Annotated in this window: 23 protein-coding genes; 10 read left to right on the forward strand and 13 right to left on the reverse strand. The window is 56.6% G+C overall.

The window, feature by feature from the left end; translation table 11 throughout:
* The first annotated feature begins 87 nt into the window (after positions 1-87).
* The 6 genes from OXR04_RS07305 to OXR04_RS07330 all read left to right on the forward strand — a co-directional run bounded on the left by OXR04_RS07305 (position 88) and on the right by OXR04_RS07330 (position 4,555).
* Positions 88-627, forward strand: a complete 540-nt coding sequence (locus OXR04_RS07305) for a lipoprotein (protein ID WP_009091156.1) — start codon at positions 88-90, stop codon at positions 625-627.
* A gap of 214 nt (positions 628-841) precedes the next feature.
* Positions 842-1,570 (forward strand): arginine ABC transporter ATP-binding protein ArtP, encoded by a 729-nt coding sequence (gene artP, locus OXR04_RS07310; RefSeq protein WP_009091158.1) that lies wholly within the window; start codon positions 842-844, stop codon positions 1,568-1,570.
* 15 nt (positions 1,571-1,585) lie between these two features.
* The gene (gene artJ / locus OXR04_RS07315; RefSeq protein ID WP_009091160.1) at positions 1,586-2,317 is read left to right on the forward strand and encodes an arginine ABC transporter substrate-binding protein; all 732 of its coding nucleotides are present in this window, start codon (positions 1,586-1,588) and stop codon (positions 2,315-2,317) included.
* A gap of 6 nt (positions 2,318-2,323) precedes the next feature.
* Positions 2,324-3,040: an arginine ABC transporter permease ArtQ gene (gene artQ / locus OXR04_RS07320; protein WP_009091162.1), complete on the forward strand. Its 717-nt coding sequence runs from the start codon at positions 2,324-2,326 to the stop codon at positions 3,038-3,040.
* Positions 3,040-3,708: an arginine ABC transporter permease ArtM gene (gene artM, locus OXR04_RS07325; protein ID WP_267372470.1), complete on the forward strand. Its 669-nt coding sequence runs from the start codon at positions 3,040-3,042 to the stop codon at positions 3,706-3,708. Before artQ ends, artM begins: the two co-directional genes overlap by 1 nt.
* Before the next feature lie 115 nt (positions 3,709-3,823).
* Positions 3,824-4,555, forward strand: coding sequence for an arginine ABC transporter substrate-binding protein (locus OXR04_RS07330; protein WP_046101507.1), 732 nt, complete (start codon positions 3,824-3,826; stop codon positions 4,553-4,555).
* Between the two features lie 30 nt (positions 4,556-4,585).
* Here OXR04_RS07330 and rlmC read toward each other — a convergent pair whose 3' ends face one another.
* The 10 genes from rlmC to OXR04_RS07380 all read right to left on the reverse strand — a co-directional run bounded on the left by rlmC (position 4,586) and on the right by OXR04_RS07380 (position 13,344).
* Positions 4,586-5,719, reverse strand: a complete 1,134-nt coding sequence (gene rlmC, locus OXR04_RS07335; protein ID WP_267372471.1) for a 23S rRNA (uracil(747)-C(5))-methyltransferase RlmC — start codon at positions 5,717-5,719, stop codon at positions 4,586-4,588.
* A 41-nt stretch (positions 5,720-5,760) separates the two neighbouring features.
* Positions 5,761-6,228, reverse strand: coding sequence for a YbjO family protein (locus OXR04_RS07340; protein WP_009091170.1), 468 nt, complete (start codon positions 6,226-6,228; stop codon positions 5,761-5,763).
* A gap of 75 nt (positions 6,229-6,303) precedes the next feature.
* Positions 6,304-7,149 (reverse strand): putrescine ABC transporter permease PotI, encoded by an 846-nt coding sequence (potI, locus tag OXR04_RS07345; protein ID WP_046101505.1) that lies wholly within the window; start codon positions 7,147-7,149, stop codon positions 6,304-6,306.
* Positions 7,146-8,108, reverse strand: a complete 963-nt coding sequence (gene potH, locus OXR04_RS07350) for a putrescine ABC transporter permease PotH (protein WP_009091174.1) — start codon at positions 8,106-8,108, stop codon at positions 7,146-7,148. The genes potI and potH overlap by 4 nt, the downstream gene beginning before the upstream one ends.
* A 9-nt stretch (positions 8,109-8,117) precedes the next feature.
* Positions 8,118-9,251, reverse strand: a complete 1,134-nt coding sequence (gene potG, locus OXR04_RS07355) for a putrescine ABC transporter ATP-binding subunit PotG (protein ID WP_009091176.1) — start codon at positions 9,249-9,251, stop codon at positions 8,118-8,120.
* Between the two features lie 122 nt (positions 9,252-9,373).
* A complete protein-coding gene (potF, locus tag OXR04_RS07360) occupies positions 9,374-10,483 on the reverse strand; it encodes a spermidine/putrescine ABC transporter substrate-binding protein PotF (RefSeq protein WP_009091178.1) in 1,110 nt (369 codons plus the stop codon).
* 380 nt (positions 10,484-10,863) lie between these two features.
* Complete coding sequence (locus OXR04_RS07365) at positions 10,864-11,343, reverse strand: YbjN domain-containing protein (RefSeq protein ID WP_009091179.1); 480 nt, start codon at positions 11,341-11,343, stop codon at positions 10,864-10,866.
* An 87-nt stretch (positions 11,344-11,430) separates the two neighbouring features.
* Positions 11,431-12,333, reverse strand: coding sequence for a 30S ribosomal protein S6--L-glutamate ligase (rimK, locus tag OXR04_RS07370; protein WP_046101504.1), 903 nt, complete (start codon positions 12,331-12,333; stop codon positions 11,431-11,433).
* Positions 12,334-12,353: 20 nt separating this feature from the next.
* On the reverse strand, positions 12,354-13,076 hold the full coding sequence (nfsA, locus tag OXR04_RS07375; RefSeq protein WP_009091183.1) for an oxygen-insensitive NADPH nitroreductase: 723 nt from the start codon (positions 13,074-13,076) through the stop codon (positions 12,354-12,356).
* Between the two features lie 16 nt (positions 13,077-13,092).
* Positions 13,093-13,344, reverse strand: a complete 252-nt coding sequence (locus OXR04_RS07380; RefSeq protein ID WP_046101503.1) for a DUF1418 family protein — start codon at positions 13,342-13,344, stop codon at positions 13,093-13,095.
* Between the two features lie 253 nt (positions 13,345-13,597).
* On the opposite strand from OXR04_RS07380, the gene OXR04_RS07385 reads away from it, so the two are divergent.
* A complete protein-coding gene (locus OXR04_RS07385) occupies positions 13,598-13,861 on the forward strand; it encodes a GrxA family glutaredoxin (protein WP_046101502.1) in 264 nt (87 codons plus the stop codon).
* A 77-nt stretch (positions 13,862-13,938) separates the two neighbouring features.
* Here OXR04_RS07385 and ybjM read toward each other — a convergent pair whose 3' ends face one another.
* Positions 13,939-14,304: an inner membrane protein YbjM gene (gene ybjM, locus OXR04_RS07390; RefSeq protein ID WP_267372478.1), complete on the reverse strand. Its 366-nt coding sequence runs from the start codon at positions 14,302-14,304 to the stop codon at positions 13,939-13,941.
* 258 nt (positions 14,305-14,562) lie between these two features.
* On the opposite strand from ybjM, the gene OXR04_RS07395 reads away from it, so the two are divergent.
* Entirely contained in the window at positions 14,563-16,251 is a 1,689-nt protein-coding gene (locus tag OXR04_RS07395) for an aspartate:alanine antiporter (protein WP_009091191.1), read from the forward strand.
* Here the strand turns inward: OXR04_RS07395 and OXR04_RS07400 are convergent.
* The gene (locus OXR04_RS07400) at positions 16,246-16,446 is read right to left on the reverse strand and encodes a hypothetical protein (protein WP_140028280.1); all 201 of its coding nucleotides are present in this window, start codon (positions 16,444-16,446) and stop codon (positions 16,246-16,248) included. The genes OXR04_RS07395 and OXR04_RS07400 overlap by 6 nt on opposite strands.
* Positions 16,447-16,650: 204 nt before the next feature.
* On the opposite strand from OXR04_RS07400, the gene ybjG reads away from it, so the two are divergent.
* Positions 16,651-17,256 (forward strand): undecaprenyl-diphosphate phosphatase, encoded by a 606-nt coding sequence (gene ybjG / locus OXR04_RS07405; RefSeq protein ID WP_009091193.1) that lies wholly within the window; start codon positions 16,651-16,653, stop codon positions 17,254-17,256.
* A gap of 256 nt (positions 17,257-17,512) precedes the next feature.
* Here the strand turns inward: ybjG and OXR04_RS07410 are convergent, their stop codons facing one another.
* Positions 17,513-18,715: a serine hydrolase gene (locus OXR04_RS07410; RefSeq protein WP_072052704.1), complete on the reverse strand. Its 1,203-nt coding sequence runs from the start codon at positions 18,713-18,715 to the stop codon at positions 17,513-17,515.
* A 272-nt stretch (positions 18,716-18,987) separates the two neighbouring features.
* Between OXR04_RS07410 and OXR04_RS07415 the strand changes: the two genes are divergently transcribed.
* Positions 18,988-19,644 (forward strand): HAD family hydrolase, encoded by a 657-nt coding sequence (locus tag OXR04_RS07415; RefSeq protein WP_058957694.1) that lies wholly within the window; start codon positions 18,988-18,990, stop codon positions 19,642-19,644.
* Position 19,645 lies beyond the last annotated feature (1 nt).

Genomic DNA, 19,645 nt, shown 5'->3' on the forward strand with positions numbered 1-19,645 from the left:
ACCGGACTAAGGCTCTATCGACTAAAAAGCATGGCTATACTCTATGCTAAAAAAGGCACCTTGCCAGAGAACCATAAGGAAATCGAGATGAGAAACAATGCGTTTGCGCTGATGATCCCGGCAGCCCTGTTGCTCAGCGCCTGTACCACCGTGGAGCCCGTGATTAAGGATAATGGGCCGCGAACCGCGCCCTGCATTGAGGGCGGTCCTGACCAGGTCGCTCAGCAGTTTTATGACCTGCGGATCGAACAGCCGGTGCCGGGACTGCCCGACAGCAACACGCTGGCGAAATACCGTCCCTACCTGAGCGACGCGCTTTATCGCGCGTTACAGGCGGCCAGCGGCAGCAACGCCGGTGCGCAGTGGCGCAATGGCGATATCTTCTCCAGCCTCTCGCAGGGTCCGACGGCCGCCAGCGTGGCCGATGCCTCAACGATTCCGAACCGCGATGCGCGAAACATTCCGTTGCGGGTTGACCTGAGCCGTGACAACCGTCAGTGGCAGGATGAAGTGCTGATGATCCATCAGGGCAGCTGCTGGGTGGTGGATGACGTGCGCTACATGGGAAATCCTGCGCATGCCGACGGTGGCAGCCTGAGCCAGATGCTGGAAAAAACGCGAAAATAGATCAGACAGTCATGAGAAGCGCGGCCAGCCTCACTGCCGCGTTTTTTTATCTCTGCACCCTGCCAGCCCCCCCGTCAGCCCCCGGACAGGGCATGATTTTCTGCTAAGCTTTTGCTGTTTACCCCCTGTTTTACAAATTTTAACCCGCCTGAATTGCATAACTATTCTGGTGACGTTAAAATCCGCGGCACTAATAGCTATTCAAATCTGGCGCATGAGTATTCAACTAAACGCAATAAACTGCTTCTACGGTGCTCATCAGGCGCTGTTCGACATCAACCTTGAGTGCCCTCAGGGCGAGACCCTGGTGCTGCTGGGCCCCAGCGGCGCGGGCAAAAGTTCCCTGCTGCGGGTCCTCAACCTGCTGGAGCAGCCGCGTTCAGGTCAGTTGCAGATTGCCGGTAATCAGTTCGACTTCAGTCAGAAGCCTTCCGATGCCGCGATTCGGGAGCTGCGTCAGAACGTGGGTATGGTCTTTCAGCAATATAATCTCTGGCCGCATCTCACCGTGCTGCAGAATCTGATGGAAGCGCCCTGCCGGGTGCTGGGGCTCAGCAAGAGCGATGCCCGCGCCCGCGCCGACCGGCTGCTTGACCGGCTGCGTCTGACCCCTTACAGCGACCGCTTTCCGCTCCACCTTTCCGGCGGTCAGCAGCAGCGCGTGGCGATTGCCCGTGCGCTGATGATGGAGCCGCAGGTACTGCTGTTCGATGAGCCAACCGCCGCGCTGGATCCCGAAATTACCGCACAGATTGTCTCAATTATTCGCGAACTGGCGCAGACCCGTATCACGCAGGTGATCGTGACCCATGAAGTGGAAGTGGCACGTAAAACCGCCAGCCGCGTGGTTTACATGGAGAACGGTCATATTGTGGAACAGGGCGATGCCAGCCGCTTTACACAGCCGCAAACCGAGGCGTTTGCTCACTATCTTTCGCACTAAGTCAGGATGCTAAAAATGAAAAAAATGGTACTTGCTGCACTGCTCGCTGGTTTTAGCCTGACCGCTACGGCGGCGCAGACGATTCGTTTTGCGACCGAAGCCTCCTATCCTCCGTTTGAGTTTGTGGATGCGGACAATAAGATTCAGGGCTTTGATGTCGATCTGGCCAATGCGCTCTGTAAAGAGATCGACGCAACCTGCACCTTTACCAATCAGGCGTTCGACAGCCTGATCCCAAGCCTGAAGTTCCGCCGCTTTGATGCGGTGATGGCCGGCATGGATATTACTCCGGAGCGTGAAAAGCAGGTCCTGTTCACCAAGCCTTACTATGACAACTCAGCGCTGTTTGTTGCCCAGAAAGGCAAAGTGGCCAGCGTTGAGGCGCTGAAAGGCAAGCGTGTAGGCGTTCAGAACGGCACCACCCATCAGAAGTACCTGACGGAAAAACACAGCGAAATTACCACTGTGCCTTACGACAGCTATCAGAATGCCGTTCTGGATCTGAAAAATGGCCGTATTGATGCCGTGTTCGGTGATACCGCCGTGGTCAACGAATGGCTGAAGCAGAACCCTGCGCTGGCGGCTGTCGGTGACAAAGTAACGGACAAAGCCTACTTTGGTACCGGCCTGGGCATCGCGGTGCGCACCGGTAACACCGAGCTGCAGAGCAAATTCAACGGCGCACTGGATAAGATCAAAGCTGACGGGACGTACAAAACCATCTACAGCAAATGGTTCCAGCAGTAATCTCTGATGAATGAAATGATGACCCTTGCAAGCGCCGCCGGTATGACCGTCGGCCTTGCCGTTTGTGCTCTCATCGCTGGCCTCGTGCTGGCGATGCTGTTTGCTGGCTGGGAGTCACTGCGCCTCAGACCGCTGGCGTGGATCGGCACCGGCCTGGTGACCCTGATTCGCGGCCTGCCGGAAATTCTGGTGGTGCTGTTTATCTATTTCGGTGCCTCTCAGCTGCTCCTGACCCTGTCCGACGGCTTCACGCTTAACTTCGGCCTGTTTCAGCTGCCGGTGCAGATGCAGATTGAGAACTTCGATGTCAGTCCGTTCCTGTGTGGCGTGATTGCGCTGGCGATGCTCTATGCCGCCTACGCCTCACAAACGCTGCGCGGCGCGCTGAAAGCGGTTCCGGTCGGCCAGTGGGAGTCGGGCCAGGCGCTGGGCATGAAAAAATCGGCCATTTTTTTGCGGCTGATTATGCCGCAGATGTGGCGTCACGCCCTGCCCGGTCTGGGCAATCAGTGGCTGGTTCTGCTGAAAGATACCGCCCTGGTTTCGCTGATCAGCGTTAACGATCTGATGCTGCAGACCAAAAGTATCGCTACCCGCACCCAGGAGCCCTTTACCTGGTTCCTTGTGGCGGCGGCAATCTATTTAGTGATTACGCTGTTCAGCCAGGCGGTACTGCGCCGCATCGAACTGCGCACTACCCGCTTTGAACGGGGGAACAGCTAATGCTGGCTTACCTGCCTGAACTCCTGAAAGGGCTGCACACCAGTCTGACGCTCACCGCAGCCTCGCTGATCCTGGCCCTGCTGCTTGCGCTGCTCTTCACCGTGGTGCTGTCACTGAAAACCCCGCTGTTTTCGCCGCTGGTAAAAGGATTTATTACGCTGTTTACCGGCACCCCGCTGCTGGTGCAGATCTTCCTGATCTACTACGGGCCGGGACAGTTTCCCTCGCTTCAGCAGATCCCCTGGCTGTGGCATTTACTCTCACAGCCCTGGCTCTGCGCGATGCTGGCCCTGTCGCTGAACAGCGCAGCCTATACCACCCAGCTCTTCTACGGTGCCGTGCGAGCGATCCCTGCCGGGCAGTGGCAGTCGTGTGCGGCGCTCGGCATGCGCCGAAAAGATACTCTGCGTATTCTTCTGCCTTATGCATTTAAACGCGCCCTCTCCTCCTACTCTAATGAGGTGGTGCTGGTCTTCAAAGGCACCTCACTGGCCTACACCATCACCCTGATGGAAGTGATGGGCCACGGTCAGCTGCTCTATGGCCGGACCTATGACATCACCGTCTATGCCGCAGCCGGCCTGATTTATCTCTGCGTGAACGGTCTGCTGACGCTGATGATGCGACTGATCGAAAGGCGTGCGCTGGCCTTTGAAAGGCGCAACTGATCCCCGGGCGAGCTCGCTCGCCCTTCCCGCCTGGAAAATCACAATAATTGCATAATCATTCAATCTGTGGCAGGGTATCGCCTTCTCTGGCTGACCACAACACAGGATTTTTACAATGAAAAAATGGATTATTGCCGCGGCGCTGGCGTCACTGGCGATCACCGCTCAGGCAGCGGAAAAAATTCGCTTCGCCGCTTCCGCCACCTATCCGCCGTTTGAATCTCTCGACGGGGAAAATAACCTGGTCGGTTTTGATATCGATCTGGCTAAAGCGCTCTGTCAGCAGATGAAAGCGGAGTGTACGTTTACCAATAACGCCTTCGACAGCCTGATCCCTTCCCTGAAGTTCCGCCGCTATGACGCGGTCATCTCCGGCATGGATATCACCGCAGAGCGCAGCAAACAGGTCGATTTTACCCAGCCTTACTATGCGAACTCAGCGATTGTGATCGCCCGTAAAGGCCAGTTCAGTCACTTCAGCGACCTGAAAGGCAAGCGCATCGGCGTGGAAAACGGCACCACGCACCAGAAGTACCTGCAGGAAAAACATCCGGAAGTGAAAGTGGTGGCCTATGACAGCTACCAGAATGCGATTCTCGACATGAAGAGTGGCCGGCTGGATGGGGTATTTGGCGACAGCGCGGTGGTGAATCAGTGGCTGAAGAGCAATCCGGAGCTGGCTACCGTCGGTGAGCATGTGACCGACACGGACTACTTTGGCACCGGCCTTGGCATTGCCGTACGTAAGGGCAATACGGCGCTGCGCGATGAGTTTAACCAGGCGCTCGCCGCGCTGAAAGCTAACGGCAGCTGGCAGCAGCTCAATCAGAAGTGGTTCCCGGAGTAAGTCCCCGATCGCAGCGCCCGCCTCCGCGCTCTACGGCTGCTGGCGGCGGGTTAACAGCGTCAGCACCTCAAAATGGGCGGTATGAGGAAACATATCGAAGAGCTGCACCTTCGTGATCTCATACGCGCTCAGTCGGGCGATATCCTGCGCCATAGTCTGCGGATTACAGCTTGAGTAGAGCAGATAATCGGGTGCCATCTGGCTCAGATAGTCACACAGCGCCTCGCCAATCCCGCGACGGGGCGGATTGACCAGCACCAGCTGCGGTACCGCGTCCCGCCCGGTGGCAAACGCCGTCGAATCCAGCGCCGCAAACTGCACCTTCTCCAGCCCCAGCATCGCGGCGGAGCGCTGAGCGCAGGCAATCGCCTCGGCGCTGATCTCAATCCCGGTCAGCTGCATCGCCGGTGTCGCGCAGTGCAGACCGAAACCGCCCACGCCGCAGAAGAGATCCCACATGCTGTTGACCGGCAGTGCGCGGACCCAGTCGCGGGCAGTGGCATAAAGCGTGCTGGCAACCTGCGGGTTGGTCTGAAAGAAACTCTGCGGACGGATCCAGAGCGGCACGCCATTGAAGTTCTCCGCCAGCGACTGATCCGGCGTCAGCGCTATCTCCTCATCGCCCTCCAGAATCGCCATATGTACCGGCTGAATGTTGGCAGAGATGACCCTCAACTGTGGCAGCTGCTGTTGCAGCCACGGCAACGCCGCGCGCAGCTGTTCCAGCTTCGCCGTCGATCGCAGGACAAAGCGCAGCATCATACCGCCCTGCTGACTTTCGGTAATCAGCAGAAACTTCAGTTCTCCACGCTTGCGCGCCACGTTATAGGGCGTCAGCCCGGCACGCGCGATAAAAGGTTTCAGTGCGGCAAAGACGGGCTGAAAACTGTCCGGATAGAGCGGGCACGCACACAGATCGACCGCCTCCCCCTCCCGGGACAACAGGCCCAGCACCGGACGCTCAACGCTGCCGCTGACGACCATTTTTGCTTTATTACGGAACGCCTGCTGCGGTGATACCACCGGCGGCAACCAGGCCGCGACCGGCTGTTCAGCCAGCAGCTGTTCCAGCAGTGACTGTTTGTCGCTGAGCTGAGTGGAATAGGGTTTGTCGAGCCACTGACAGGAGCGGCAACGGTTGGCGTCATAAAGCGCGCAGTGCATGGTAAAGCCTTAACGATCGGGTCGGGCGGAGCGCGATTGTATCACCGCTTTCTGAAAAAAGCGCGGCTGCTGGCAGGCAGAAACAGCAGCATCAGCACCAGCAGATCGGGGATTTTCTGCGTCAGGGTGTGGTGAATAATCTGGACGTTGTTGTCGCCGTCGATACTGAAAATCTCAGGGTAGATCCAGCCCAGCGAGGCCACCAGCATGTAGCCCAGCACGAGCACCTGGGTTGCCACATAGCCCCAGCGTCCGGCATTACTGCCGCGCATCAGGGTAAAGGCGCAGCGCAGCTCAAACAGAAAGATCAGCTGGCTGGCGATAAAGATAAGCGTAGAGTCCCAGGACTGGGCGCTGCGGTGAACAAAGTTGGCGATTTCGCTGTAGCCCAGCTCATTGGCCAGCATCAGGACGCTCAGGCAGCGGGTGGCAATGATGGCAATGCCCGCCACACTAACCGGCACTGGCGCATCGGAAAGCGTGGCACTGCTTTTAAAGATTTCTGACATAGTCCGTGGCTCCACCCGATCGAAAAACGGGCCGGTTAAACCGGCCCGTTCATATAGTGGCAAAGGTTAACGATTTCAGCCACGTTTAGCTTTCTGAATATCGCTTAAACGCTGTTTTTCTTCGTTCGCCATTACCCGCCAGGCGATAAAACCCACTAAACCGACCACAAACAGAATCAGCGACGCCAGCGCGTTGATTTCCGGATTCACGCCGCGCCGCACGGTGGCAAAGATCGCCATGGGCAGCGTGGTGGCACCGGGCCCGGTGACAAAGCTGGCGATCACCAGATCGTCGAGTGACAGGGTAAACGCCAGCAGCCAGCCGGTCACGATAGCCGGCGCAATCATCGGCACGGTAATCACGAAGAAGACCTTCAGCGGCGTGGCGCCTAAGTCCATCGCCGCCTCTTCAATCGAGCGGTCCAGTTCACGCAGACGCGAGTTGATCACCACCGCCACATAGGCGGTACAGAAGGTCACGTGTGCCAGCCAGATGGTGAGCATGCCGCGTTCGCTGGGCCAGCCAAAGGCGTTGCCCATCGCCACAAACAGCAGCAGCAGCGACAGTCCGGTGATCACGTCGGGCATTACCAGCGGCGCGGTGAGCATAAAGGCAAACCCGTTATGCCCGCGGAACCGCCCGAAGCGCACGATGATGACCGCCGCCAGCGTGCCCAGCACCACAGCCATGGTGGCGGAAAGCCCGGCAATGCTCAGACTCAGCAGCACCGCATCAATCATCGCGCTGTCCTGGAAGAGCACCCTGTACCAGTGGAAAGAGAAATTCTCCCACACCGTCACCAGCGGTGAGCTGTTAAAGGAGTAAACCACCAGCAGCAGCATCGGCGCATAGAGGAACAGGAAACAGCAGACCAGAATACCGGTTCGCCAGGGTGAGCGAATGGTGGGCAGATTATTCATGCCTTCTCTCCCATTTCACGGTTTTGATGCTTATGGAACCAGATGATCGGCAGAATCAGGATCAGCAGGATAATCACCGCCAGCGCAGAGGCCACCGGCCAGTCACGGTTATTGAAGAACTCCTGCCACAGAATACGGCCAATCATGATGCTGTCCGGCCCGCCCAGCAGTTCAGGAATCACATACTCCCCGACCGCCGGGATAAAGACCAGCATCGATCCGGCGATAATGCCGCCTTTAGTCAGCGGCACGATGACGCTGAAAAAGGTTTTGAGCGGACGCGCCCCGAGGTCCAGCGACGCTTCCACCAGCGAGTAGTCGATACGGGTCAGCGCGGTGTAGATCGGCAGCACCATAAACGGCAGATAGCAGTAGACGATGCCGATATAGACGGCGGTGTTGGTATAGAGGATCACCAGCGGATGATCGATCACGCCGAGCCACATCAGGAAGCGATTGAGAATCCCGTTATTGTTCAGCAGCCCCATCCAGGCGTAAACGCGCACCAGAAACGAGGTCCACGACGGCAGGATCACCAGCAACAGCAGAATCGTGCGCATCGACGGCTTGCTGTGTGCAACAGCCCAGGCGAGCGGATAACCAATCAGCAGACAGATGACCGTCGAAATCGCCGCTACCTTCAGGGACTGCAGATAGGCGTCGATGTAGAGCGGGTCGTCGGTCAGCGTCAGGTAGTTGCCAAAGTTGAGTACAATGCTGAACTGATCGTCCGCCCAGCTCACCAGCTCGGTGTAAGGGGGGATCGCCCGCGCGATGTCCGCGAAGCTGATCTTCAGCACCGTCAGAAAGGGCAGCAGAAACAGCAGCACCAGCCACAGGTAAGGCAGCGCAATGACCAGCTTGCGGCCATGCTGCATTTTGACCCGGGTGGCCCAGCGTTGCAGCGGCGTGCCGACCAGCCGGGCGGGCGCTTTGGCGCGTTGGAAAATCTGGCTCATAGCCGCTCCTTAAACCGTCAACACCACGCAACTGTCGCTTTCCCAGCAGAGGCGGACTTCGTCACCCCAGGTGGGCAGCCCTTTGCGGTAGCGATGCGCGTTCTGCAACTGTGCACTGATCATCTGTCCGCTATGCAGACGGACGTGGAAGATAGAGAGGTCGCCAAGATAGGCGATGTGAACCACCTCACCCACCGCAAAGTTGCAGCCATCGGCAGGCACCTCATCGCACAGCATCACTTTTTCCGGACGCAGCGCGACATGAACCGGGACGTTATCCACCACCGAGACATCGGAGTCGACTTTTAACGGATGCATCAGGCCGGGGCTGTCGATCACCAGGCCGTCCGCCTGACGTTCACGCAGCAAGCCTTCGAAGACGTTAACCGAACCGATAAACTCGGCGCTGTAGCGGCTGGTTGGATGCTCATAGATCTCTTCCGGCTCACCGATCTGCACGAACTTGCCGCGATTCATGATCGCGATACGGCCGGCCATGGTCATCGCCTCTTCCTGGTCGTGCGTCACCATCACGCAGGTCGCACCAACCCGCTCCAGAATATCGACCACCTCCAGCTGCATCCTGTCACGCAGCTTCTTATCCAGCGCGCCCATCGGCTCATCCAGCAGCAGCAGTTTAGGCCGCTTCGCCAGGCTGCGTGCCAGCGCAACACGCTGACGCTGCCCGCCGGAGAGCTGGTGCGGTTTGCGTCTGGCAAACTCCTGCATGTGCACCAGCGACAGCATCTCGGCGACCCGGCTGGCGATCTCCCCTTTCGGCAGGCGATCCTGCTTCAGGCCAAAGGCGATGTTCTGCTCCACCGTCATGTGCGGGAACAGCGCATAGGACTGGAACATCATATTGATCGGACGCTGATAGGGGGCCACGTGCGACAGATCCTGACCATCCAGCACAATCTGGCCGCTGGTCGGTGGCTCAAATCCGGCCAGCATCCGCAGCAGCGTTGATTTGCCGCAGCCTGACGCGCCCAGCAGCGCGAAAATTTCACCTTTGTAAATGGTCAGACTGACATCATCCACGGCGTGCTGGCCGTCAAAGGATTTGGTCAGATTGCGAATCTCCAGCAGCGGCGTTAACGCCTTTGCGGTTTTATTTTGAGGACGGGGAATGGCATCGTTCACTACTATCTCTCTCCGGAGCCAGGCGGAACATCGCGGCAAAATCCGCCGCTAAAATGGCACAACAGAGGCCGACACTGCGCCTCTGTTGCTGTTACGTGACAGGTCAATCCGTTCGGGACGAACTACTTACCACTTTTTACTTTAGTCCATGCACGCGTACGCACACGATCCAGTTTCGGATCCTGGACTTTCAGCACAAACAATTTCGACATCGCTTCCGGCGTCGGGAAGATACCCGGGTTGTTACGGATGTCGGCATTGATCAGCGGCAGTGACGCTTTGTTGCCGTTGGCATAGTTCATTTTATTGGAGACATCAGCGATCACTTTCGGATCCATGATGTAGTTCAGCCAGGCATAGGCGCCGTCGATGTTTTTCGCATCTTTCGGAATCGCCATCATGTCGAAGAAGGCCAGTGCCCCCTCTTTCGGCACGCTGTAGCCCAGGTGCACACCATTTTTCGCTGCATCCGCACGGTTTTTCGCCTGCAGGATGTCACCTGACCAGCCGATCGCCACGCAGATATTGCCGTTGGCCAGATCGTTGATGTACTGAGACGAGTGGAAATAGCGGATATTCGGACGCAGCTTCAGCAGCAGATCTGTCGCCGCACCGGAATAGTCTTTGGCATCCGAAGAGTTAGGATCCTTGCCCAGATAGTTCAGCACGGTAGCGAAAATCTCTTCCGGCGCATCCAGGAATGAGACACCACAGCTTTTCAGCTTCTCAAGGTTTTCCGGCTTCATCACCAGATCCCAGCTGTTGAGTGGCGCATCGGTTCCCAGCGCGGCCTTCACCTTGTCGACGTTATAGCCGATGCCGGTGGTGCCCCACAGGTAAGGAATCGCATATTTGTTACCCGGATCGTGCTGCGCCACTTTTTCCATCAGCGCCGGATCGAGGTTTTTGTAGTTTGGCAGCTTGCTCTTATCCAGCGGCTGGAAGACCCCGGACTGAAGCTGACGCGCCAGGAAGCTGGAGGATGGCACCACGACATCGTAGCCGGTACTGCCCGCCATCAGTTTGCCTTCCAGCACTTCGTTGGAGTCAAAGACATCGTAGACAACCTTGATGCCGGACTGCTTTTCAAAGTTCGGCACGGTATCTGGCGAAATATAATCGGACCAGTTGTAGACGTGCAGCGTTTTATCTTCCGCCATGCTGCTGGCCGACGCGACCATCAGCGAAGCCGCTACCACAGCTGACAGCCATTTCTGACGTGAGTTGAACATGTTTTCCATCCTCCTGAGCGGGTCATAACAACGCTGCAAACCTGAGATCCCTGCATTGCGTTCTGTACAGGACGTCAGTGACACAATGAATCATTATTCAGCGGGAGTTTAATAGCAAAATCCTATATCTGAAGCGCAGTTACGCGCCTGTTACAGCCCCGCAAGCATAGCCCCCCTGCTCATGCTGCACCAGACCCCAGCGTAAAAAACGCCTGAAACCGATATTTTATGCATGTTTGAGCTATGAGGTTCGGCTTTGATGGCATAAACGACGACAGATATCTGGCATTAAAGGGCAAAATGCAGAATAAAAAAAGGTGGCGGCAGGCGGCGGGTATAAAAAAGCCGTCTCAGGGACGGCTTAGTCTGGAGGGGTCGGGCTAGTGCAGCACCGAATGCACGCTGGAGACCGCAACGTGCTCTTCTTCCTCGCCGACAATCAGCAGATTGTTGGCAAAGGCTTCCAGGATCACCATCGAGATCTGCTCTTCGCTCTGTTTCATAAAGTGCGAGAACTGACCAAAGGTTAATCCGGCGGTGGTCGTCATTGACTGGCAGACAATCAGCTTCGGCAGATTGTCATCCTGAATGTCGATAAACGCTTTTACCGTCAGCGAACTGGCGTTGATCTGCGACAGATCGCCGACCAGCGGAATCAGCGCCGTGGGCTTTACTTCAGCCAGCGCCGAGAACAGGATGACGTTGTCGACCAGATCGATTTTGGCGTCAAACACCCCATCAAAGTTTTGCATGTGCGGCAGATGAAGTGCCTGACAGGCATCGCATTCGAACCAGGTGATATTTTGCTGATCCAGCCAGCGACGCAACAGGTCGATATCCGGAACGACAAGAGAATCCATCGTAAAATCCCAGTGGGGTGATAAACAGGCGACTTAGCTTACGGAAAAACGGGCGACGATGCCACGAAAACTGCTGAAAAGCGCGTTTCAGCCTGCGGTTTTAGGACGGAGCCCGGGGATGGTTTGCTGTTCAATCCGCGCGATCATCAGCGCGGCGAGGTTCAGTTCACTGCAGGTTTCAATGCCTTCCAGACCGGGGGAAGCGTTAACCTCCATCACCAGCGGACCGCGATGCGCGCGCAGAATATCGACACCCGCAACCTCCAGCCCAAGCGTAGCGGCGGCTTTCACCGCAATTTCCCGCTCCTGAGGAGTAATCTCCACCGGACAGGCTTTGCCGCCGCGATGCAGATTGGAGCGAAAATCGCCCTCTTTCGCCACCCGCTCAATCGCCGCCACCACCTGATTACCGATGACCAGACAGCGCACATCGCGCCCCCGGGCCTCTTTGATAAACTCCTGCACCAGGATATGGGCATTGAGGCCGCGAAAGGCATCGATAACGCTTTCTGCCGCCTGCCGCGTTTCCGCCAGCACCACGCCGATACCCTGCGTGCCCTCCACCAGCTTTACCACCAGCGGCGCGCCGCCCACCATGGCGATCAGATCGTCGGTGTCATCGGGTGAGGAGGCAAAGCCGGTAACCGGCATGTCGATGCCCTCCTGCGCCAGCAGCTGCAGCGAGCGTAATTTGTCGCGGGTGCGGGTAATCGCGGCGGAGGCATTCAGCGTGTAACTGCCGCACATCTCAAACTGTCGCAGCACCGCCGTTCCGTAAAAGGTGATGGCGTTGCCGATGCGCGGGATCACCGCATCAAAATGGCCCAGCGGTTCACCGCAATAGTGAACCGCCGGAGAGGCCGGATTGATGTTCATATAGCAGGAGAGCGGATCGATGATTTGCACCTCATGACCGCGAGCTATCGCTTCATCCTGCAGCCGGCGACTGGAGTAAAGCGTGGCATCACGGGACAAAATGGCGATTTTCATCTCTGCTCTCCGCTCCTGGCTTAGCGTGTTGCCCAGCCCTGCTGATGCAGATAATCCAGCATAAACGGGCGTGTCTCTTTGATGATCAGACGCTGAATCAGCTCACTCCAGGTTTCGCTACGCTGGTTGCTGTCTCGCTGCTGATAATAGAGTTCAGTGCGGCTATCGTATTCGGCCAGCACGTTTTTATCCAGTGGCTGATAGCGGTTTTCATGCACCAGCATGGCGTGTGGCATGCGCGGTTTCACGTCCGGTTTTGACTCCGGATGACCCAGGCAGAAACCAAAGAGCGGCAGCACAAATTTCGGCAGGCCCAGCAGCTCGGTCACCTCGGCGATGTTGTTACGGATCCCGCCAATAAAGACGCCGCCCAGCTCCAGCGACTCTGCGGCCACCATCGCATTCTGCGCCATCAGCGCGGTGTCGACGCAGCCCAGCAGCAGCTGCTCGGCACGACCCAGCTGGGCATCCGGGCAAATCTGCAGATGACGATTGAAGTCAGCGCAGAAGACCCAGAATTCGGCAGCCTCTCCGACCCAGGTTTGTCCGCCCGTCAGCGTGACCAGCTTGTCGCGCAGCGCTTTGTCGGTGATGCGGACAATGGAGGAGCATTGCAGAAAACTGGATGTGGACGCCGATTGCGCCGCAGTAATAATCGCTTCGCGCTGCGCTTCACTGACCGGCTGGTCGGTAAAGGCGCGGATTGAACGGTGGCTGCACAGTAAATCAATGGTCGGTGTCATAAAGTCTCCAGCAACATCATTTTCTTTTATCGGTTTGGTTAAACAGCTGTGGGGCTATCGCTTTTGCGGTGCGCCACATCAACAGCCAGGCGGCGGGCAGCATCAGCACGACCCCGGCGATAAACAGCAGCGTGGCCAGCGTTTTTGGCTCAGCCAGACCTGGCACAGGCAGCCAGTGGTTTATCAGCAGCAGCGCCCCCAGAATTAACAGGCCGCCAGCCGCCTCCATCACCACCACAAACCGCGGTAATCTGGCTACACTCTGCATCACACTCTCCTGCCTTCACGGGCTACTGAGGGTCAATTATGGTCAACAACCCAAAATTTGCGCGGGCTGTGGCCGCCGCACGGGCAAAAAAGCCTCTGTTTCAGACGCTTCCTGACGCTTAACATAGCGTGCGGGCATCAGACTAACAGGCAAATCCTGCTTTCTTTAAGCGATACGAGCGGGCATCATGGTTGCCATTCTCTGTTTAGTTGTGTGACGTACATCACACAACAGTCGCTGCAAGGAGTTTTCTATGATTGCTGTTATTTTTGGTCGTCCAGGCTGTCCCTACTGTGTTCGTGCTCATGAACTGGCTGATAAGCTGACTGCCGAGCGGGATGATTTTAGCTATCAGTATGTCGATATTCAGGCGGAAGGCATCACCAAAGCCGATCTGGAAGCGAGTGCGGGCAAACCGGTTTCTACCGTGCCGCAGATCTTTGTGGATGAAAAACATATCGGTGGTTACACCGAGTTTGCGGCCTGGACCAAAGAGAATCTGGGATTTGCCGCATAAGGCGGAAAGCCTCGATAAAAAAGGCGAGACACTAATGTCTCGCCTTTTTATTTTCGAATGCCAGCAGCACGGCTGAGTTAGTTAAGTGACGCCATCACGATCTGCATCAGTCGCACCAGCAAGGCGCCGCAGCCTGCCCAGAACAGCGCACTGAGGCTCCAGGCGAGCACAAAAAATCCGTTGTCGTGGATAAAGAGGCTGCTGTTCAGCAGTAGCGCGGCCAGTAACGTCCCCCACAGCCCCATCAGCAGCGTGCTTTTCAACGGGCTCTCCACCTGCAGCAGCGCCATCAGAATGCCGGGAAGCATAAAGAGCAGTAATTCAGGCTGACCGCGAAGCGGGCCTGGCCCAACCTGCCAGGTGTGACAGGTAAAAACAAACACCAGACTGTACAACACCACGCCGCACAGGCGGGTCGTCCAGAGATAAGAGCGCTGCGGCATACCACCCCACTGATTAAAAGTAATCCCGACAATAACCTGCTGATAACCCTGCTGCGTTCAGATGGAAATAAAAAGAAACAGTTCGTTGTGACAACGAATGAAAACAGCCAATGGCTGTAGAAGATATTTGTGATTAGAATAGCGCCGCGGAAAAGGTTCCATTTGCAGTACTGATACAACAGCACCTCAACGGCCTGCTCAAGATAGCGAAAAACAGGCCTCTCTTCAACAGGTTACAAGTAAACAAGAAGTTAAACAGTGAATATTAACGTCGCAGGATTGTTAAGCGGAAATGACATTTTGTTATTATTTGTCGTTTTAGCGCTCGGCCTCTGTCTGGGTAAGTTGCGTCTTGGCTCAGTTCAGCTGGGAAATTCGATTGGCGTATTAGTGGTTTCGCTCTTATTAGGGCAGCAGCATTTCACCATCAATACCGATGCATTAAGCCTGGGCTTTATGCTGTTTATTTTTTGTGTCGGCGTCGAAGCCGGCCCTAACTTCTTCTCTATTTTCTTTCGCGACGGCAAAAACTATTTCATGCTCGCCATCGTCATGGTGGTCAGCGCGCTGCTGCTGGCACTGGGACTCGGCAAGCTCTTCGGCTGGGATATTGGCCTCACCGCCGGGATGCTGGCCGGTTCCATGACCTCAACGCCAGTGCTGGTGGGCGCAGGCGATACGCTGCGGCAAAGCATCAGCGATCCTAAACAGCTTGGACTGATGCAGGATCAGCTGAGCCTGGGCTATGCCGTAACCTATCTGATTGGCCTGGTCAGCCTGATTTTTGGTGCCCGTTACCTGCCCCGCCTGCAACATCAGGATCTGCCTACCTGCGCCCAGCAGATCGCCCGCGAGCGCGGTCTGGATGCAGACAGTCAGCGCAAAGTTTTCCTGCCGGTGATCCGCGCCTATCGCGTTGGCCCGGAGCTGGTGGCGTGGAGCGGCGGCAAAAATCTGCGTGAGCTCGGCATCTATCGTCAGACCGGCTGCTACATCGAGCGCATCCGCCGCAACGGTATTCTCGCCAGTCCCGATGGCGATGCGGTGTTACAACTGGGTGATGATATCTCGCTGGTCGGCTATCCCGACGCGCATGCCCGGCTCGATCCCAGCTTCCGTAACGGCAAAGAGGTGTTTGACCGCGACCTGCTGGATATGCGCATTGTCACCGAAGAGATCGTGGTGAAAAACCACAACGCGGTGAACAAACGCCTCAGTAAGCTCAACCTGACCGATCACGGCTGCTTCCTGAACCGGGTCATCCGCAGCCAGATTGAGATGCCGATCGACGACAGCATTATGCTGAACAAAGGCGATGTGCTGCAGGTCAGCGGCGAGGCACGCCGGGTGAAAAGCGTCGCGGACCGCATTGGCTTTATCGCCATTCACAGTCAGATGACCGATCTGCTGGCGTTCTGCGCCTTCTTTATCGTGGGGCTGATGATTGGTCTGATTACCTTCCAGTTCAGCAATTTCAGTTTCGGTATCGGTAACGCCGCCGGCCTGCTGTTCGCCGGGATCATGCTGGGATTCCTGCGCGCCAACCACCCGACCTTTGGCTATATTCCGCAGGGCGCGCTGACGATGGTGAAAGAGTTCGGTCTGATGGTGTTTATGGCGGGAGTGGGGTTGAGTGCCGGCAGCGGCATTAATCACAGCCTGAGCAGCGATGGTGCGCTGATGCTGCTGTGCGGCCTGCTGGTCAGCCTGCTTCCGGTCATCATCTGTTTTCTGTTTGGTGCCTATGTGCTGCGGATGAACCGCGCCCTGCTGTTTGGTGCCATCATGGGCGCACGCACCTGCGCCCCTGCTATGGAGATTATCAGCGATACGGCTCGCAGTAATATTCCGGCGCTGGGCTATGCCGGGACCTACGCCATCGCCAACGTGTTACTGACGCTGGCGGGGACGCTGATTGTGATTGTCTGGCCGATATTGCCCCTATAAAAATTTTTTGGCTACGTCCAGAACTTTTTTGTCAGCGGGCAGTCCTAATAAGTGCCACTGCTTTTCTTTGAAATCCCCAGATTGTGGAGCCCGCTGGTCTTTTTCCTGGCGGGTTTTTTTATGCCCTTTTTTCTTGCGCGCCGCGCTGCCGCGTCCGAATCCCGCCAATCCCCTGCCGAACTTAAACCGTTGCACAACTCAGTAACAGATTAAGAGCGCGATGATGGACGAAACGCATCGCAATCAGCAGGATAGAGTGCTGTGAAATTAGCTATTTGTGCTGATTAACTGGGCGAGCGCGCTGGTGCTGACTGTTTTTATTGCCGCTGTTATCAGAAGGCTGACCGGGTAGCGTCAGCCACTGTTAGCCGGGCTGTCTGCTGAGGAATCTATCCCGGAATGGAAGAACTGAACCACTCACTGTTTACTGCCATTAATGCCACACCAGCGTCACCTGCCTGGTTACTGCAACTGGCGACCTTTATTGCCAAAGATCTGATTGCCATCGTGCCGCTGCTCATCGTGGTGATGTGGTTGTGGGGGCCACGCGATCAGCTCTCTTCGCAGCGGGCACTGGTGCTGAAAACCGGCATGGCGCTGATCTATGCGCTGACGATCTCCTGGTGTGTGGGCCAGCTGCTGCCCCATCCGCGTCCGTTCGCCATTGGTTTCGGTTATCAGTTCCTGCATCATGCGGCGGATGACTCCTACCCCAGCGATCACGGCACCACGATTTTCACTTTTGCTCTGGCCTTTATTTTCTGGCATCGCCTCTGGTCGGGGATGGTTCTGATGGGTGTGGGTTGCGCTATCGCCTGGTCACGGGTCTATCTTGGCGTTCACTGGCCGCTGGATATGCTGGGTGGATTCCTTGTCGGGCTGCTGAGCTGTCTGGCTTCGCATCTGGCATGGCAGTTCTATGGCGAGCGGATGCTGGCTGTTATCCATCCCCTCTATCGGGCGCTGTTTGCGGTGCCGATTCGCAAAGGCTGGACGCAGGATTGAAAAAATAGGCGACAGCCTCCTGAAAATTGCCGTGCAGGTCTGCGATGCTCGCGGCAGGATCGAGCCTGCTCAGGGAACAGGGTTAGATCGGAAAGACGCAAAGCCGTCATCCCTGACTGCTCGGCCCGCGCCTTCCCTGGCGCGGGACGCTTTCCTCTTCTGACCCTGTTCCCTGCGCCTTACGTTGATGCGTAGCGGTTATCCCCTGGTCTGGATGCATTAACCGCTTCAGGAACGCGTCAGCGTCCCGGATAACTTATGAAAACCATTTCCCAAACCAGCCGTTAAATTTCATCATCACGAAGTCAATCATCCGGCTGAAGAATCCGCCTTCCTGCACATCCTGCATCACCACCAGCGGGCGCTGTTCAATGGTTTTGCCGTCCAGCTGAAAATCGATCGTGCCCACCACCTGATTCTTCTTCAGCGGTGCTTCCAGCTGAGGTGTGGTCAGTTTAAAACTCGCCTTCAGGTTCTTCATCTGCCCTTTAGGGATGGTCAGCGCCGCATCTTTTGCGACGCCAAGATTGACCTGGCTGCGATCGCCGAACCAGACCCGCTGCTGAGCAAAAGGTGCATCGGCTTTAATGGGGGTTACCGTTTCAAAGAAGCGGAAGCCCCACGTCAGCAGCTTTTCACTTTCGCGGAAGCGGATCGCATCGCTGGTGGTGCCCAGCACCACGGAGATCAGGCGCATGTCACCTTCGGTCGCAGAGGCAACCAGATTGTTGCCCGCCCCGGATGTGTGGCCGGTTTTAACGCCATCGACCTTGAGATTGGTGCTCCACAACAGACGGTTACGGTTGATCTGGCGGATATTATTGAAGGTGAACTCTTTCTCTTTGTTCAGCGCATACTCATCGGGGACATCGCGGATCAGCGCCTGCGCAATCAGGGCCATATCCCGTGCGGTACTGTACTGCCCTTCTGCATCCAGGCCGTGAACCGTCATAAAGTGGGTGTTCTGCAGGCCCAGCGCCTTCACATAATTATTCATCAGGCCGATAAACGAATCCTGACTGCCCGCCACGTAATCCGCCAGCGCAATACAGGCATCGTTGCCGGACTGGATCACGATGCCTTTATTCAGCTCATGCACCGGGATGCGGTCACCCGGCTTGAGAAACATCAGGGATGAACCGCGCAGCTTAGGATTGCCGGTCGCCCAGGCATCCTGTCCCACGGTAACCATATCATCCGGTTTAATTTTGCCCGCTTTAATCGCCTGACCCACCACGTAGCTGGTCATCATTTTGGTCAGACTGGCGGGATCGAGACGCTGATCGGCGCTGGATTCAGTTAAGACTTTACCGCTGGCGTAATCCATCAGGATCCACGCTTTTGCGTCAATGCCTGGCGCGGCGGGAGCCTGTTCAGCATAGGCGCTGATCGGGGCGATAATCAGTAATGAGGTGGCAGCGAGAAGCCGCAGGCGTGATGGGAAGCGAGTGTTTGTCATGGGCGTGGCCGGATTGTCCTTGTTAACGCGAAATTCCAGGGGCAGAAAATTCTCACTCAAACGCTAACCGTTGACGGCAGCGAAAAAAACCGCCGAATCGTAAAGTTTTTTAGAGTTTAGTCGATTTACCCTGGCACAACGGCCGCGCGCGTGTCCTTTCGCCTCGCTTCTGTCATTCCCAAAACTGCGTGAAATTCCGATTTTTCGCAGAAGAGTTAAGTCGGTCACAATTATCCGCTAACCTGAAAGCCAGTCAGCCGAGGAGACCGACCATGGACTTAGCCCTTTTTGATCTGGATGAAACACTTATTTGTGAAGACAGCACCAGCCTGTGGCTGCGCTGGCTGGTATCACAGGGGTTCGCCCCCAGCGAACTGATCGATCAGGAACAGGCACTGATGGCCCAGTATTATGCCGGCACGCTCTCAATTGAAGAGTATATGAGTAAAACCCTCTCACCGCTGTCGGGTATGGCTACCCTCACGGTGGAAGGCTGGGTGCGTCGCTTTATTCATCGCGACATCATGCCCCGCGTTTTTCCCGCGGCGCGGGAACGCATTGAGTGGCACCGGGCACGCGGCGACCGCGTCATGATTATCTCTGCCAGCGGTGAGCATCTGGTGGTGCCGATTGCTCAGCAACTGGGGGCCTGCGGTGCGCTGGCGATTGGCGTTGAAATCGTGGACCAGCGTTACAGCGGCAATACCTACGGCACCATGACCTATAAAGAGGGCAAAGTGACCCGGCTGGGTGACTGGAAAGCGCTGCAGGCGGAGGAGACGTTTGACCGCACCTGGGCCTACAGCGATTCGATGAATGACCTGCCCCTGCTGGAGCAGGCCGATCACGCCCATGTCATCAACCCGGACGAAAGACTGCATCAGGAAGCGGTCAGCCGGGGATGGCAGGTTTATCACTGGGCACGCTGAA

The sequence above is a fragment of the Pantoea sp. GM_Pan_3 genome (assembly GCF_026541045.1).
GTDB lineage: Bacteria > Pseudomonadota > Gammaproteobacteria > Enterobacterales > Enterobacteriaceae > Pantoea > Pantoea anthophila.